Source organism: Brachybacterium sp. 107 (assembly GCF_052379725.1).
Classification (GTDB): domain Bacteria; phylum Actinomycetota; class Actinomycetes; order Actinomycetales; family Dermabacteraceae; genus Brachybacterium.
Genome location: NZ_JBQSYW010000009.1, coordinates 95,313 through 109,115 on the forward strand (window position 1 = coordinate 95,313; position 13,803 = coordinate 109,115).

The following is a 13,803-nucleotide window of genomic DNA, read 5'->3' on the forward strand; positions in this document are numbered from 1 at the left end:
CCGATGACCCAGGAATCCACGCCCCGCGATGCCCCGGCACCACAGCTGAGCACGCCCCTGGCCGTGGTGGCGGTGCGCTCGCACCGCCACCGGGCCCCGCTGCTGCGCCCCTTCGTGACGGCGGCGCGCCGCACCGAGGCGGTCGAGTACGTGGTCGCCGAGGTCGAGCTGGCCGACGGCACGATCGGCCAGGGCAGCGCGGCGGAGACCGTCGCGGTCACCGGCGAATCTGCCGACACCATCTCCGTCGCCCTGCAGGGGCCGCTGCGCACTGCGGTCGTCGGCGCCACCGGCACCATCACGGAGCTCTCCGCCCGGGTGGCCGGCGCGCTCGACGGGGCCACGAGCGCGAAGGCCGCGCTCGAGGTGGCCCTGCACGACGCCTGGGCCCAGAGCCTCGGGGCGCCGCTGGTGGAGCTGCTGGGCGGGCGCCCCGGAGATCGTCTGCTCAACGACATGACCATCTCCCTCGAAGACCCCGAGGTGATGGCCGGGCATGCCCGCGAAGCCGTCGCCGGGGGCGAGCAGATCCTCAAGATCAAGCTCGGCCACGACATCGAGGAGGACAGGCACCGCCTGGCCGCGGTCGTCGAGGCGGCCCCCGGGGTCCGGCTGCGGCTGGACGCCAACCAGGGCTGGGTGCCGGAGCAGGCCATCGACATCATCACCGGGTTCCTCGCGGACGGTCTCCCGATCGATCTGGTCGAGCAGCCGGTGGCCGCGGCGAACATCGAGGGCCTCGCCCGGGTGTCCGCCGCGGTCGAGGTGCCGATCATGGCGGACGAGTCGGTGTGGAACGTCAAGGATGCCCGACGCCTGGTAGAGGCCGACGCCGTGGACATGCTCAACATCAAACTCGCCAAGACGGGCGGTCTGCGCGGGGCCCTGGCCATCGCGGACGTCGCCCTCGAGGCGGGGGTGGAGTGCATGGTCGGCGCCATGATGGAGCCGCGCATCTCGATCACCGCCGCCGCCCACCTCGCGATAGCCCACCCGGCGATCACGATGATCGACCTCGACCCGCCGTTCTGGTTCGCCTCCGATGTCCCCGCCGGCGGGTACGCCCAGGAGGACGGCTGGCTGCGCCTGCTCGGCGGGCCCGGTCTCGGGCTCGAGCGCCTCCCGGCCGACGTCGACCCGTCCGGGGGTGATCAGTGACCCGCGCGACCACCCGCGCTCTCGACCGAAGTCCGGTCGTCCACCCATCATCCCGTGACCTGCGGTCCCCGCTCGGGGGCCTGTCGAAGGAGACCCAGATGTCCACGCACACCCCAGCCTGCCGCCTCACCCGTCGTGACGGCCTGCGCCTGGCTGCGACCGGCACCGCCGGCCTCGCCGTCGCCGGCCTGGGCGCCGCCGGTCTCGGCGCCGGCCAGGCCCTGGCCGATGACTCCGCCGCCCCGGCCGCGAACGCAGGTAGAGCGGCCGCCCGGCCGACGACCCTGCCTGAGCCGGGCGTCGGCCTCACCCCGGGCTCCACCGCCCACGTCGCGGTCACGGCCACCACCTTGTGGGTGGAGCCGGGCTCGAACCGTCCCGGCATCGATGACCCCTCGCTCACGAACCCCGTCGACCTCGACGCCTGGAACGCGAGCATGCAGGACACCGAGACCAGGAAGTGGCTGACCGGCGAGCTCGAGTCACAGGCCGTACTGGGCAGCGAGGTCATCGTCGACGAGATCGACGGCGACTGGGCGCACATCGTGGTCACCGCGCAGGGCACCCCGCGCGATCCCCGCGGCTATCCCGGCTGGGTGCCCACCGTGCAGCTCGTGGTCGACGAGGGCTTCGCCCAGCAGTCGGCCTCCGCGCCGACCGCGACCGTCACGGCGCTGACCAGCACCCTCACCGGCACCCCGTCGGGCAACCACCCCGGGATCGACGTCTCCTTCGACACGATCCTGCCGGTGCTCGGCCGCACCGCGAAGGCCGTGAAGGTCGCGGTCCCCGGCGGGCGTCACGCCTACCTGCCCGCCGACGACGTCGTGGTGCGCGAGCACGGCGAGCAGCCGCCGCTGCCCACCGTCGAGGACATCGTCGCCACCGGCGAGCGGTTCCTCGGGCTGCGTTACCTGTGGGCCGGCGTGAGCGCCTACGGTTTCGACTGCTCGGGCTTCACGTACACGCTGTTCCATCACCACGGCATCTCGATCGACCGTGATGCCGGCGATCAGATGGACCACTCCGGCCTGGAGCCGGTGGAGCGCGACGACCTGCAGCGCGGCGACCTGGTGTTCTTCGCATCCGAGCCGGGTGGCGACTCGATCCGCCACGTGGCCCTGTACATCGGGGACGACCTGATCATGCAGGCCCCCAACGCCGCGCGCAGCGTCGAGATCATGTCGCTGACCGAGTACGACCCCATCGGCGAGTACGCCGGCGCCCGACGGGTGGCCCTGGCCGGCTGAGCCGCCGAGTCACGACCTCCACGTCGGCACCAGCCCTCAACCACCCCCTGGCCAAGCCCACCGCTGGCCCGGCCCGGCCCGTCGCAGGAACGGGACTTACAGGCCCCTCGCGACAACGGGACTTATACGTGGAGCGAGCCCGTATATGGGCCTCGTGCCACGTATAAGTCCCGTCGATGCGGGGGCTCCGCCCGAACAGGGCCCGTCGGGGCGGGGCGCCCCGCACTCTTCGGTCAGTCGACGATGAGGTCGTAGCGGAACGGGTGGTAGTGCGCGAGGTCGTCGTACGGGTAGCTGGCGGTCCGGGAGGTGGTGCCGCCGGCCCCGTAGGACTGCTCGAGGACGTTGTAGCCGCCATCGACCCAGCCGTTGAACAGCACCACATGCCCGACGCCGCTCTCGGAGTCGGCGTTCTTCTGCAGGATGAAGTCGCCCGGGAGCAGATCGTCCTTGCTGATGGAGTGCGAGATCTCGTAGCCGCCGTCCGGGTGCAACGTCTCGGTGGTCAGGCCCGTGGGGTTGTCGTCGAAGCGGACGGCCAGGGCCATCGACACGAAGCCCGAGCAGTCCATGCGCCACAGGATGTCGGAGTCCTCCTCGGGGCCGATGTCGAAGTTCTCCATGCTGTAGGCGCGGGGGTCGTCGACCCAGAACTTCGCGCGCTCGATGACCCGGTCGCGAGTGATCTCCTCGTTGTAGCCGGGGACCGGAGCCGCCGACGCGGAGGGTGTGAGGAGGGCGGGGACGGCGACGCCGGTGACAGCCGCGGCGCCGGCGATGCCGACGCCCCGGAAGAAGCTCCGACGGCTGGGGGTGGTGAGTGCTTGATCGGTCACGGTCAGTACCTCCGTGTCGTATGCACGGTCCGTCCTGAGGTCCGGTCTCCGGTCGATCGGACGACGGTGCCGTGCGTGATCGGGCACCTCCACTGTGACCACGGACACACCCCGGTGCGCAACCCCTCGGCGGCCGCCCGCACGATTTTTTACCGTCCGTTCATCGGCGAACCGACCGCTGCGCGGATTCCCCAGCGAGGGGACACCCGACACCGATCGACGAGGTCAGGGCGGTCGGAACCGTCCCCTCGGTCCCCGAAGACAGGTCCGAACACGGCCACCGGTCGTGCGGCGACCTCCGGACACGCAGCGTCGCCCGAACGCCCGGTCGGGTCGGCCGGCCGTGCCGAATCAGGCGGCCGCGCCGGTTCAGGCGGCGACGTCGGACAGCAGCTCGCGCACGAGCTCGCCGATTCTTTCGTCGGCCTCCTCCGGGGCCAGGCCCGCAGTCATGACCGCGAGGACCCTCAGCTCCTTGGAGTCGGGATCGCCGACGAAGGCGACGTCGTGCCGGTACCCTTCGACCCAGCCGGACTTCGAGCCCCAGTCGACCCCGTCGGCCAGCGCCGAGGCGATCACGGGGATCCGCTGTGCCCGCAGCGCGTCACGTGCGAGCTCGACGGACGCTGTCGTCGACTCTGCGCGTCCGTCCTGCTGCACGAGCGCTCGCATCGTCCGGGCGAGGTCCGCCGCGCTGGTCTCGTTGGTCGCGCCCGTCGCGAGCGCGCTCGCGTCGCCGATCAGGCGCTCCACTCGGGTCTCTCGCAGGCCCAGGCTCGCGATCGTCTCGGCCACCGCCCCCAGGCCCACGAGCTCGACGAGATGGTCCGTGGCCTCGTTGCTGGAGCGATCGATCATCCGCGCCAGCAGCTCGCGCACGCTCACCTGCTCCCCGTCGGCAGGATGCGTGGGGTCGAGGTGGTCGCCGCCGAGAGCGAAAGGGGTGCCGTCGGAGCCGGTGAAGGTTCGGGTCGCGGGAACCTGCTGGTCGAGGTCGAGCGCACCTCGCGAGGTGGCCTGCAGCGCGGTCAGCATCACGTGCAGTTTGATGGTGCTCGCGGCGTAGTAGGACTGCTCGGCGCCCTGTGCGGAGATCGTCCGACCCTCCGCGTCGAGCAGGCAGTAGGAGACGGAGACCTGATCAGGGGCAGCAGCGGTGGGGATCGGCATCCTGCGACCTTACGTCAGCGTGTCACGGTCAGCGCTTCATGAGCGCGAGCACGCCCCATCCCAGGTATCGCCGCTGGTAACGGGCATAGTGCACGGGAGCCGTCTCGAGCTCGGCGCGCAGCTCCGGGACCAGCTCGTCCTCGGGTTCTCGTCGCAGAAGCGGCGGATGTTCAGCCACTGCGCGGCGACGTAGCGGTCCCAGCTGTCCTCGTCGGCAAGGACCATCTCGACGACGTCCCAACCGTGTCCCTGCACCGAGGTGATCAGCCCGTCGAGTGTCGCGTAGTCCTCGACGGACTCGGCCTGGCTGCCGCGCACGGCCTCCGGGGCCGGGGGGATCTCGCGCCAGTACGGCTCCCCGATCAGCGCGATGCCGCCGGGGCGCAGGGAGAGGTCGAGCCGGTCGAGGGTTCCCAGCACGCCGCCGTCGATCCAGGTCGTAGCGTCGGGCTGATCCGGAGGTCACGGGATTTTCGTGCGGCCGACGGCGGCCGGGCCTGCGCGCACAGCACACACGCCCTCGGTCGCCCCCTGCCCGCGGGAGGTCAGGCTTCGCGGTCGCGTGCCAGCGGATCATCCTCGGTGAAGGGCTCGTCCTCGAAGGCCTCGAAGGAGTCGCCGTCACCGTCGAGCGCCCGGTCCTCGTCCGCGTCATCACCCTCGGCGACCATCTCGTCGCCGTCGCGGTTGCCCTGATCGGCCGCGGCGGAGTCCTCCTCCCCCAGCTCGCGGGGGAAGTCGGCGGCGTCATCGGATCGGGTCGCGCCATCACGCTCCCGGTCACGCTCCAGCTCGAGGATGCGGTCGGCGCTCTCGACTCCGTCGGGTCCCGTGAAGTCGCGCGCCTCGTCGCCGGGGTCGGCCTCTGCATTGTAGGTGTTCTCGCTCATGGGGGTCCTCCGGCCGTGGTTCGACGTCCTTCTTCAGATTTTACGTCGTCGCGCCGGACAGCGTTGCACCGGGCGCCGTCGCACGGGAAGACGTCGTCCCGGAGACAGCCGAACGCGGTTGCGCGCTGTACTTCCCGTTGTGGAAGCACAGCGCGCAACCGCGTCTGCTGATGCCGGATCCGCCGGGCGCCCGGTTGCCCGGTTGCCTGGTGCCAGGCGCATGGAGTCGGACTTCCGGGCCGACGGGAACCGTCGGGCCGATCAGCCCTCGCGGGCTGGGCGGTTCAGGCGCCCTGGTGCGCGATCATGTCGTTCGGGTTGCCGCCCTGACGGCCGGCGTCGCCCTTGTGCAGGCCGGTGATCTGTGCGATCTCATCGTCGGTGAGCTCGACCTCGAGCGAGGCGAAGTTCGAGACGATCCGCTTGGGGGTCTCGGACTTGGGGATCACCACGTTGCCAAGCGCCAGGTTCCAGGCGATCAGCACCTGGCCGGCGTCGGCCCCGTGCGCCTCGGCGATCTTCGTGACCACCGGGTCGGTGAGCTCGCCGCCGCCCTGGCCCAGCGGGGACCAGGACTCGGTGAGGATCTGCTTGGAGGCGTGGAACTCGCGCAGCTCGGGCTGGTTGAAGTAGGGGTGCAGCTCGATCTGGTTGAGCACGGGCAGCACACCGGTCTCCGCCTCGATCTTCTCGAGATCCTCGACGCGGAAGTTGGAGACGCCGATGGAGCGGATGCGCCCCTGCTCCTGCAGCTCGATGAGAGCCTTCCAGGTCTCCACGGCGAGGCCCTTGGAGGGCGCGGGCCAGTGGATCAGGTAGAGGTCGAGCTCGTCGAGGCCGAGGTCCTCCATGGTGGCGTCGAAGGAGGCGAGGGTCTTGTCGCGGCCCTGGTCCTGGTTGGGGACCTTCGAGGTCACGAACACGTCGTCGCGCGTGAGGCCGGCGGTCTTCAGCGCCTGGCCCACGCCAGCTTCGTTGTTGTAGCCGCGGGCGGTGTCGACGTGGCGGTAGCCGGCCTCGAGGGCCTGGACGACGACGTCGGCCGCGACGGCGTTCTCGACCTGCCACACGCCGTAGCCGAGCTGCGGGATGGACCGGCCGTCGTGGAAGGTGACAGAGGGAGAGACAGGCATGATGCTCCTCGTGATCGGGGTGGGCGGCACCGAGCCGCCGGACGGACCCTCCTAGGCTAACGCTTTCCTCCCCGTCTTGACCAGCACTTTCACAACTCGTCGCGTCCGCGGTGCCCGGGCCCGGGCGCGTCCGCAGGGCCGAAGCGGGATCGACGCGAGGCGCGGTCTGGAGGCGCGGTCAGTGGGACTCGCGCGCGACCTCGGAGCCGCTGGCGCCGACGAGGAAGTCGAGGTCAGCGCCGGTGTCGGCCTGCTGCACGTGGTCCACGTACAGCCGCTCCCACCCGCGGGTCGGCGCGGCGAACGCTCCGGTCATCGCGGCCGACGGCTCGCGCGCCGCGAGCTCCTCCGCGCTGAGCTCCACGTCGAGGCGGCGCCCGGTGACGTCGAGCACGATCCAGTCTCCGGTGCGCACCAGGCCGAGCGGCCCGCCGGCGGCGGCCTCGGGGGCCACGTGCAGCACCACGGTGCCGTAGGCGGTGCCGGACATGCGGCCGTCGCAGATGCGCACCATGTCCCGCACGCCCTGCTCGAGGAGCTTGGTGGGCAGGGGCATGTTGGAGACCTCGGGCATGCCGGGGTAGCCCTTGGGGCCGCAGCCGCGCAGAATCATCACGGTGTCCGCGTCGACCTCGAGCTCGGGGTCGTCGATGCGCTCGTGGAAGTCCTCGATGCTGTCGAACACGAGGGCCCGCCCCCGGTGCTGGAGCAGCTCGGGGGTGGCGGCGGCGGGCTTGATGATGGCGCCGTCGGGGGCGAGGTTGCCGCGCAGCAGGGCGATGCCGGCGTCGTCCTGGACCGGGGTCTCGCGCACGGAGATGACCTCGGGATCGAAGATCTCCGCGTCGTCGAGGTAGTCCACGAGCGGCTTCCCGGTGATGGTGAGCGCCTCGGGGTCCAGCAGGTCCTTGACCTGGCGGAGCACGGCGAGCAGGCCGCCTGCGCGGAACAGGTCCTCCATGAGGTGGCGCCCGGCGGTCTGGAGGTCCACCAGCAGCGGCACGTGGGAGCCGATGCGGTCGAAGTCCTCCACGCTGAGCTCGATGCCGAGGCGGCCGGCGATCGCGAGCAGGTGCACCACGGCGTTGGTGGAGCCGCCGATCGCGGCGAGCGCGACGATCGCGTTGTGGAAGGACCCCTTGGTGAGGAAGGTCGACGGGGTGCGGCCCTGTTTCACGAGGTCCACGGCGAGGCGTCCGGTGAGCTGGGCGGCCTCGCTGAGGCGGGCATCGGACGCGGGCGTGCCGGCGATGCCGGGGACGATCGTGCCCAGCGCCTCGGCGACCAGCGCCATCGTCGAGGCGGTGCCCATCGTGTTGCAGTGCCCGGCGCTGCGGATCATCGCCGATTCGGAGCGGGCGAAGTCCTCCTGCGAAAGCGTCCCGGCCCGCACCTCCTCGCTGAGCTTCCACACCCCGGTGCCGCAGCCCAGCGGGGCGCCGCGGAAGGTGCCGTTGAGCATCGGGCCGCCGGGCACCACCACGGCGGGGATGTCCACGCTCGCGGCGGCCATGAGCAGGGACGGGATGGTCTTGTCGCAGCCGCCCAGCAGCACCACCCCGTCGACGGGGTTGGCGCGCAGCATCTCCTCGGTGCTCATCGCGGCCATGTTGCGCCAGAGCATCGCGGTGGGGCGCACGTTGGTCTCGCCGAGGGACACGACGGGCAGCTCCTGGGGCACGCCGCCGGCCTCGAGGATCCCGTTCTTCACGAACTGGGCCACGCCGGTGAGGTGCGCGTTGCAGGGGGTGAGGTCGCTGGCGGTGTTGGCGATCGCGATCTGCGGGCGGCCGCGGAACGAGTCGTCGGGCGCCCCGCGGCGCATCCAGGCTCGGTGGATGTAGGCGTTGCGGTCCTCGCCCGCGTACCACTGGCTGCTGCGGAGCTCCATTGCTGATCCTGTTCCCACGCTGTCGACTACGCTGATGACTGCCTGCAGGTTACGTCACGCCAGGACGCACTCGTCGATGAGTCCGCAGGTGAGAACACTCTTGAGAGGATCCGCCCTGATGCGCGCCTTCGTGATCACCGCCCCCGGGGAAGGCTCCGTGCAGGAAGTCGAGGCGCCGCGGGCGGAGCCCGGCGAGGTGGTGGTCGACGTGGAGCGGGTGGGCATCTGCGGCACCGACCTCGAGTTCCACACGGGCCACATGGCCTACCTCCGCTCCGGGCACGCGCGCTATCCGATGCGCATCGGTCACGAGTGGATGGGCACCGTCTCCGCGGTCGGCGACGGCGTCGATCCGGGATGGATCGGCCGACGGGTCATGGGCGACACGATGCTGGGCTGCGGACACTGCCGGCGCTGCCTGCGCGGGAACCAGCACGTGTGCGAGGAGCGCCAGGAGGTGGGGATCCGCGGCCACCGCCACGGGGCCCTCGCCGAGCAGCTCACCGTGCCCGCCACCTCGCTGCATGCTCTGCCCGACGCCCTCGACCCTGCTGCCGGTGCGCTGGTGGAGCCGGGCGGGAACGCCCTGCGCGCCGTGCAGGGAGCGGACCTCTCCCCCGGCGACCGGGTGCTGATCATCGGTCCGGGCACGATCGGTCTGCTGTGCGCGCTGTTCGCCCGCGCCGCCGGCGCCGAGGTGCATGTGCTGGGCCTGCCCGGGCCGGATCTGGAGTTCGCCCGCAGCCTGGGCCTGACGAACGTCTGGACGAAGGACACCCTCCCGGACCTGCCCCTGGACGCGGTCATCGACGCCGCGACCTCCCCTGACCTGCCCGCCTGGGCACTGTCTCAGGTGGAGCCGGGCGGGAGGGTCGTCTTCATCGGGATCGCCGGGGAGCCGAGCCGCCTGGACAGCCGGGACCTGGTACTCGGGGACGTCACCGCCGTCGGGGTGCTGAGCGCCTCCCCGGCCCTCGAGGAGACCATCTCGCTCTACGCCGCGGGCACCGTCGACCCGCGCCCGCTGATCGCCGCGACGATCTCGCTCGAGCAGGTGGCGGGCGTGCTGGACGGGAACCGCCCGACGGGAGCGAGCACGGGCACCGATTCCGGGACGGCCGTGGGTGTCGGCGGTGATGGCGTCGTCGTCGGCCCGAAGATCCACATCGACCCGCGGCTGCATGTCGACCTGGGCTGAGGCGAGCGCGGGCCCGACGTTCCGGCCGCCCGGCCGCCCGGCCGCCCAGCCACCCAGAGCCACCGGTTACCCCGAGGTGCCTGCCCGGTTACTCGAAAGTGCCTACTTCCCCGCAGAGAGTGACTCTCCTACGGTGAGTGAGGAGCCGATCCCGGCCCCAGCCCACAGGAAGGCACCTCATGTCTCGCATCACCGTCATCGGCGGCACCGGCTATGCCGGCTCGGCCATCGTCACAGAGGCCGCCGGTCGCGGCCACCAGGTCACCGCGCTGAGCCGCTCGTTCCCTGAGCACCCCACCCCGCAGGTGACCTATGTCCAGGTGGACGCCGCCGACGAGGCAGCGCTGGCCTCCGCCATGGAGGGGGCCGACGTGGTGGTCGACGCGCTCGCCCCGCGCGGCCAGCAGGCCGGCACCTGGCGCACCGCCCACGGCACCATCGCACGCGTGGCCGATGCTGCGGGGGTGCGCCTGGTCATCGTCGGCGGCGCTTCCTCACTGCGTCCGGTGCGCGGGGCGGATCGCTTCGTCAGCGACCTCAGCGGCATCCCGGAGGAGCTCCATGACGAGATCCGGGACGGGGCGGCGTTCCTCCTGGAGGATCTCCCCGCCACACCGGCGACGCTCGACTGGCTCTTCGTGAGCCCCGCGCTCCGCTTCGGGGCACGGATGCCCGGCGAGGAGCTGGGCCGCTATCGCCTCGGCGACGACGTCGCGGTCCAGAGCGACGGGGGCGCGATCTCCGCCGCGGACTACGCCCTCGGCCTCGTCGACCTCATCGAGTCCGGCGACCACCACCGTGAGCACGTCAACCTCGGCCACTGAGCACGCGACCCGGCTCGGAGGCCCGACTCGGAGCAGTAGGCGACCGGGCTGAGCGCGGGGCCCACGCTGCCCGCGCTCAGCCCCTGCTGACCCCGAGCGAGATCGGCCGGCTGGACGGGTCGGACTCGAGCCAGCGGGCGAGCTCCGGCGGATGCACCGTGTGCTCTCCGAGACGATCCAGCGGCAGCCACGCCGTACCGGACTGTCCCGGATCAGGCTCGGTGCCCTCCCCCGGCTCCTCCCCCTCGGCGAGGCCGCACCAGTAGGCGACGTTGACCTGGTGGAACGGTGGGATCGGGGCCCCGTCGACCATGCGGTTCTCGGTCATGGTCTCGAACAGGCAGGCCACCTGGTGCACCTCGACGAGCGCCCCGATCTCCTCGCGGCATTCCCGGATCATCGCGGCGACCTGGTCCTCGCCGTGCTCCTGGCCCCCGCCGGGCAGCGCGAAGACGTGGCTGCCGTCGGGGTCGATGTAGCGGTTCATCAGCACCTTCCCATCGCGGACGATCAGTGCCTTCACTCCCAGTCGCGGTGACGTCATGCCTCATGCCCCTTGCTCGTGTCGTTGGTGGTGCCGTCGGCCGCACCCGCATCGGCCGCGTTCCCGTCGGCCGCATCATCCGGATCGGAGGCACCGCCGGACAGGTGCGTCATGGTGCGCTCGCGCAGCTCGTCCTCGTCGGTCGCACCCAGCAGATCCTGGACCGCCGCCTCGTCCCGCAGCAGCCCCATCAGGCTCTGGAGCGCGGCGAGGTGCGCGCGGGCGTCGGTGAGCAGCGGCATCGCGACCAGGCGGGCGTCGACCGTGCCGCCGGTCCCGCCCATCTCCCCGAAGGCCACGGGGCGGGCGAGGGTCGCGATGGCCAGGCCCGGAACGAGCACATGCTCGGGATCGGCGTGCGGGATCGCGGTGGGGATCGGCGTGGGCAGCCCCGTCGGGTACCGCTGCTCGCGGGCGCGCAGCGCCTCGGGGAAGCCCACGGTCACGGCGCCGGCATCGAGCAGACGGCCGGCCAGCGAGCGCAGCACGTCCTCCGCGTCGGAGACGTCCAGGTGGGCCACGACCACCGTGAGCCCCAGGGGAACCGGCGGTTCGCCGTCCCCGCCGGGCGCGACGTCGTGCGGTCGTGGATCTGAGCTCATGCGGCCTCCCTCATCGGTGACCTGATTCTGGCACCTGTTCTTCAGCGCCATGCGTACGCTGGCCATAGTCGTTCCCGGGTGCATCGTGCCACGACCTCGCCCCGCCCCGGTCCGGCAGCACGCATCTGGATCATGCAGGGCCCGCCCGGGTCCGCCGTGCAGGTCCGGATCGACGTCGCCCTGATCCCCCAGGAGGAGAGCCCATGCCCGCACCCCGCGACACCTCCGTGATCGTGCGGGCCGCCCGGCTGTACTACGAGCAGGGCCGCTCGCAGACCGAGGTCGCCGCCGAGCTGGAGCTCTCCCGCTCCAACGTCTCCCGGATCCTCACCCAGGCCCGCGACCGCGGGATCGTCGAGATCACGATCCACGATCCCGACGGTCCACCCCGCCGCGACGAGGCCCTCGAGACCGCGCTGCGTTCGGCGTTCTCCCTGCGTGAGGCCCATGTGGTCTCCGCGCCGCGCACCCCGGGGATCGACGCGGTGGCTCGCGAGGGCGCCGCCGTGATCACCGAGCGGGCCGCGCACGTGGGCAGCATCGGCATCTCGTGGGGCCAGACCGTCCAGAGCGTCGTCACCGAGCTGGAGGCCCAGCATCTGCGGCCGACGCCGCGCGTGCTCCCCCTGGTCGGCGGGCACAGCTCCCTGGACCAGTTCGACTCCGGCGAGTCCGTGGTGCGCGTGCTCGCCTCCCGGCTCGGAGCCCGCGCCGAGACGCTCTACGCGCCCGCGGTGCTCGAATCGGCGACGACGGTGAGCACCCTGCGCGCCGAGTCCAGCATCGGCTCGGTGCTCGAGGCCGCCGCCCAGGTGGAGCTCGCCGTGGTGGGCATCGGCTCGCTGGGGGTGCACTCCTCCCCGAAGGTGCTGGACCTGATGGCGCTCAGCGACGCCGAGCGGGCCGCCTTCGAGGCGCAGGATCCAGTGGGAGACGTGTGCGGGCGGTTCATCGACGCGCACGGGATCCCGCTCGGGGCGCCGACGGACCAGCGGGTGCTCGCCGTGACCTTCTCCGAGCTGCTGCGGATCCCCGAGGTGCTGGGCGTCGCCGCCGGGGTGGAGCGGGCACCCGGTGTGCTCGGCGTGCTGCGCAGCGGCGTCATCGACACCGCCGTGTTCGACACCGACCTGGCCCGCGAGCTCCTCGCCCGCGCCTGAAGGGTCGAACCCTTGACGCTCCTGCCCCGGGAGGGCTCGGGCGAGGAGCTCAGACGGTCAGGCCCTGCCGGTGAGGATCGCCTCGAAGTGGGCGGTGAGCTCGGCGTCAACCGGCAGCTCGACGTCATCGAGATGCGTGATCGGGGCGGCGAGGCGGGTCGAGGAGAGCAGCCAGGCGCCGTCGGAGGTGGCGACGTCCTCGACGCTCATGAGCTGCTCGCGCGCCTCATGGCCCTCCTTCTGCAGGGCCTCGAACAGCATGCCCACGCAGGTCCCGGGCAGCACACCGGCGCTCACGGGAGTGGTGAGGTAGGTGTCGCCGCGTCGCACCAGCAGCGTGGACGTCGGCCCCTCGAGCACATACCCGTCGGTCGCGACGAACAGGGCGTCCTGCGCCCCGCGGCTCTTCGCCTCGCGCACGGCCGCCATGTTCACCGCGTAGCTGAGGGTCTTCGCTCCCTGCAGCAGCCAGGGGCTCTCCTCGAAGGCGGTCGTCGCCAGGCCGCGGTCCAGGGTCGCCACGCGGATCCCGGCGCGGTACGGGACCCAGTCGTCGGAGACATGGGCGTCGATCCAGCACGTGGGGGTGCCGGCACCCTCGATGCCGCGGGTGTACATGACGCGGATGGTCAGCTCGGGGACGTCGGCGTGGGCCTCGATCGACGCATCGACCGCGGCGGCGATGACCTCCTGGTCCGGTGCGGGCAGCCCCAGCAGGGAGGCGCTGCGGGCCAGCCGCGCGAGGTGGGGGCCGACGTTGATCGGCGTGCCGTCGAAGGCGCCGATGGTCTCGAAGATGCCGTCACCGCGGGTGACCACCAGGTCGGTGATCGACAGCTGCGGCGCGGTGGCGTCGGCGACGTGGAACGGGGCGCTGCCGTCGGCCGGAGCCCCTGCCGCGCCGGGGACGAGGACGAGAACCGGTGCGGGGGTGTCCGTGCTGGACGAGGTCATGGCGCTGCTCCTGGTCAGGGCGCCTCAGGATCGAGGCGGTCGGACTTCCAGGGTAGACCCGTCCCTGCCCTGATGCCCGTGACCTGCACACCATAGGGTGCGACGGCTCCGTCGGGCGATGCCGTGGTTCGACGGACCAGGTGGCGGCTCATCGGGCCGTGGAGAGCACGGCCCACGGCGCGCGCAGCCTGGG

The 13,803-nt window shown here is 71.9% G+C and carries 14 protein-coding genes; 5 read left to right on the forward strand and 9 right to left on the reverse strand.

Annotation, left to right across the window (positions count from 1 at the left end):
• Positions 1 to 3 precede the first annotated feature (3 nt).
• Together ACT3UL_RS11615 and ACT3UL_RS11620 are read left to right on the forward strand one after the other, a co-directional pair.
• Positions 4 to 1,158: a dipeptide epimerase gene (locus tag ACT3UL_RS11615; RefSeq protein ID WP_444578353.1), complete on the forward strand. Its 1,155-nt coding sequence runs from the start codon at positions 4 to 6 to the stop codon at positions 1,156 to 1,158.
• Between the two features lie 98 nt (positions 1,159 to 1,256).
• Entirely contained in the window at positions 1,257 to 2,408 is a 1,152-nt protein-coding gene (locus ACT3UL_RS11620; RefSeq protein ID WP_444578354.1) for a C40 family peptidase, read from the forward strand.
• A gap of 233 nt (positions 2,409 to 2,641) precedes the next feature.
• On the opposite strand, the gene ACT3UL_RS11625 is transcribed toward ACT3UL_RS11620, so the two are convergent.
• The 6 genes from ACT3UL_RS11625 to ACT3UL_RS11650 form a co-directional block, all read right to left on the reverse strand.
• Entirely contained in the window at positions 2,642 to 3,244 is a 603-nt protein-coding gene (locus ACT3UL_RS11625; RefSeq protein ID WP_444578355.1) for an NlpC/P60 family protein, read from the reverse strand.
• 369 nt (positions 3,245 to 3,613) lie between these two features.
• Positions 3,614 to 4,414, reverse strand: coding sequence for a serine hydrolase (locus tag ACT3UL_RS11630; protein ID WP_444578356.1), 801 nt, complete (start codon positions 4,412 to 4,414; stop codon positions 3,614 to 3,616).
• 36 nt (positions 4,415 to 4,450) lie between these two features.
• Positions 4,451 to 4,834 (reverse strand): hypothetical protein, encoded by a 384-nt coding sequence (locus tag ACT3UL_RS11635; protein ID WP_444578357.1) that lies wholly within the window; start codon positions 4,832 to 4,834, stop codon positions 4,451 to 4,453.
• Positions 4,835 to 4,959: 125 nt separating this feature from the next.
• Positions 4,960 to 5,304: a hypothetical protein gene (locus ACT3UL_RS11640; protein ID WP_444578358.1), complete on the reverse strand. Its 345-nt coding sequence runs from the start codon at positions 5,302 to 5,304 to the stop codon at positions 4,960 to 4,962.
• 284 nt (positions 5,305 to 5,588) lie between these two features.
• Positions 5,589 to 6,437 carry an aldo/keto reductase gene (locus tag ACT3UL_RS11645; RefSeq protein WP_444578359.1) on the reverse strand — a complete coding sequence of 283 codons (849 nt, stop codon included), beginning with the start codon at positions 6,435 to 6,437 and terminating at the stop codon, positions 5,589 to 5,591.
• Positions 6,438 to 6,615: 178 nt separating this feature from the next.
• Complete coding sequence (locus ACT3UL_RS11650; RefSeq protein WP_444578360.1) at positions 6,616 to 8,328, reverse strand: IlvD/Edd family dehydratase; 1,713 nt, start codon at positions 8,326 to 8,328, stop codon at positions 6,616 to 6,618.
• 118 nt (positions 8,329 to 8,446) lie between these two features.
• On the opposite strand from ACT3UL_RS11650, the gene ACT3UL_RS11655 reads away from it, so the two are divergent.
• Both ACT3UL_RS11655 and ACT3UL_RS11660 read left to right on the forward strand, forming a co-directional pair.
• The gene (locus tag ACT3UL_RS11655; RefSeq protein ID WP_444578361.1) at positions 8,447 to 9,526 is read left to right on the forward strand and encodes a zinc-dependent alcohol dehydrogenase; all 1,080 of its coding nucleotides are present in this window, start codon (positions 8,447 to 8,449) and stop codon (positions 9,524 to 9,526) included.
• A 179-nt stretch (positions 9,527 to 9,705) separates the two neighbouring features.
• Positions 9,706 to 10,350 carry an NAD(P)-dependent oxidoreductase gene (locus ACT3UL_RS11660; protein ID WP_444578362.1) on the forward strand — a complete coding sequence of 215 codons (645 nt, stop codon included), beginning with the start codon at positions 9,706 to 9,708 and terminating at the stop codon, positions 10,348 to 10,350.
• Between the two features lie 76 nt (positions 10,351 to 10,426).
• Here ACT3UL_RS11660 and ACT3UL_RS11665 read toward each other — a convergent pair whose 3' ends face one another.
• Positions 10,427 to 10,894: an NUDIX domain-containing protein gene (locus tag ACT3UL_RS11665; protein WP_444578363.1), complete on the reverse strand. Its 468-nt coding sequence runs from the start codon at positions 10,892 to 10,894 to the stop codon at positions 10,427 to 10,429.
• Entirely contained in the window at positions 10,891 to 11,496 is a 606-nt protein-coding gene (locus tag ACT3UL_RS11670; protein WP_444578364.1) for a PTS sugar transporter subunit IIA, read from the reverse strand. The genes ACT3UL_RS11665 and ACT3UL_RS11670 overlap by 4 nt, the downstream gene beginning before the upstream one ends.
• Positions 11,497 to 11,699: 203 nt before the next feature.
• Here ACT3UL_RS11670 and ACT3UL_RS11675 point away from each other — a divergent pair, with 203 nt between their 5' ends.
• On the forward strand, positions 11,700 to 12,656 hold the full coding sequence (locus ACT3UL_RS11675; protein WP_441448179.1) for a sugar-binding transcriptional regulator: 957 nt from the start codon (positions 11,700 to 11,702) through the stop codon (positions 12,654 to 12,656).
• 57 nt (positions 12,657 to 12,713) lie between these two features.
• Here the strand turns inward: ACT3UL_RS11675 and ACT3UL_RS11680 are convergent, their stop codons facing one another.
• On the reverse strand, positions 12,714 to 13,610 hold the full coding sequence (locus ACT3UL_RS11680) for an aminodeoxychorismate lyase (RefSeq protein ID WP_444578365.1): 897 nt from the start codon (positions 13,608 to 13,610) through the stop codon (positions 12,714 to 12,716).
• Positions 13,611 to 13,803: the final 193 nt, after the last annotated feature.

Excerpts from the sequence above, each read along its gene's own strand:
- ACT3UL_RS11680 (WP_444578365.1), bottom strand. The coding sequence starts at position 13,610 with ATGACCTCGTCCAGCACGGACACCCCCGCACCGGTTCTCGTCCTCGTC.
- ACT3UL_RS11650 (WP_444578360.1), bottom strand. The coding sequence starts at position 8,328 with ATGGAGCTCCGCAGCAGCCAGTGGTACGCGGGCGAGGACCGCAACGCC.
- ACT3UL_RS11655 (WP_444578361.1), top strand. The coding sequence starts at position 8,447 with ATGCGCGCCTTCGTGATCACCGCCCCCGGGGAAGGCTCCGTGCAGGAA.
- ACT3UL_RS11645 (WP_444578359.1), bottom strand. The coding sequence starts at position 6,437 with ATGCCTGTCTCTCCCTCTGTCACCTTCCACGACGGCCGGTCCATCCCG.
- ACT3UL_RS11675 (WP_441448179.1), top strand. The coding sequence starts at position 11,700 with ATGCCCGCACCCCGCGACACCTCCGTGATCGTGCGGGCCGCCCGGCTG.
- ACT3UL_RS11670 (WP_444578364.1), bottom strand. The coding sequence starts at position 11,496 with ATGAGCTCAGATCCACGACCGCACGACGTCGCGCCCGGCGGGGACGGC.
- ACT3UL_RS11640 (WP_444578358.1), bottom strand. The coding sequence starts at position 5,304 with ATGAGCGAGAACACCTACAATGCAGAGGCCGACCCCGGCGACGAGGCG.
- ACT3UL_RS11620 (WP_444578354.1), top strand. The coding sequence starts at position 1,257 with ATGTCCACGCACACCCCAGCCTGCCGCCTCACCCGTCGTGACGGCCTG.
- ACT3UL_RS11615 (WP_444578353.1), top strand. The coding sequence starts at position 4 with ATGACCCAGGAATCCACGCCCCGCGATGCCCCGGCACCACAGCTGAGC.
- ACT3UL_RS11665 (WP_444578363.1), bottom strand. The coding sequence starts at position 10,894 with ATGACGTCACCGCGACTGGGAGTGAAGGCACTGATCGTCCGCGATGGG.
- ACT3UL_RS11660 (WP_444578362.1), top strand. The coding sequence starts at position 9,706 with ATGTCTCGCATCACCGTCATCGGCGGCACCGGCTATGCCGGCTCGGCC.
- ACT3UL_RS11630 (WP_444578356.1), bottom strand. The coding sequence starts at position 4,414 with ATGCCGATCCCCACCGCTGCTGCCCCTGATCAGGTCTCCGTCTCCTAC.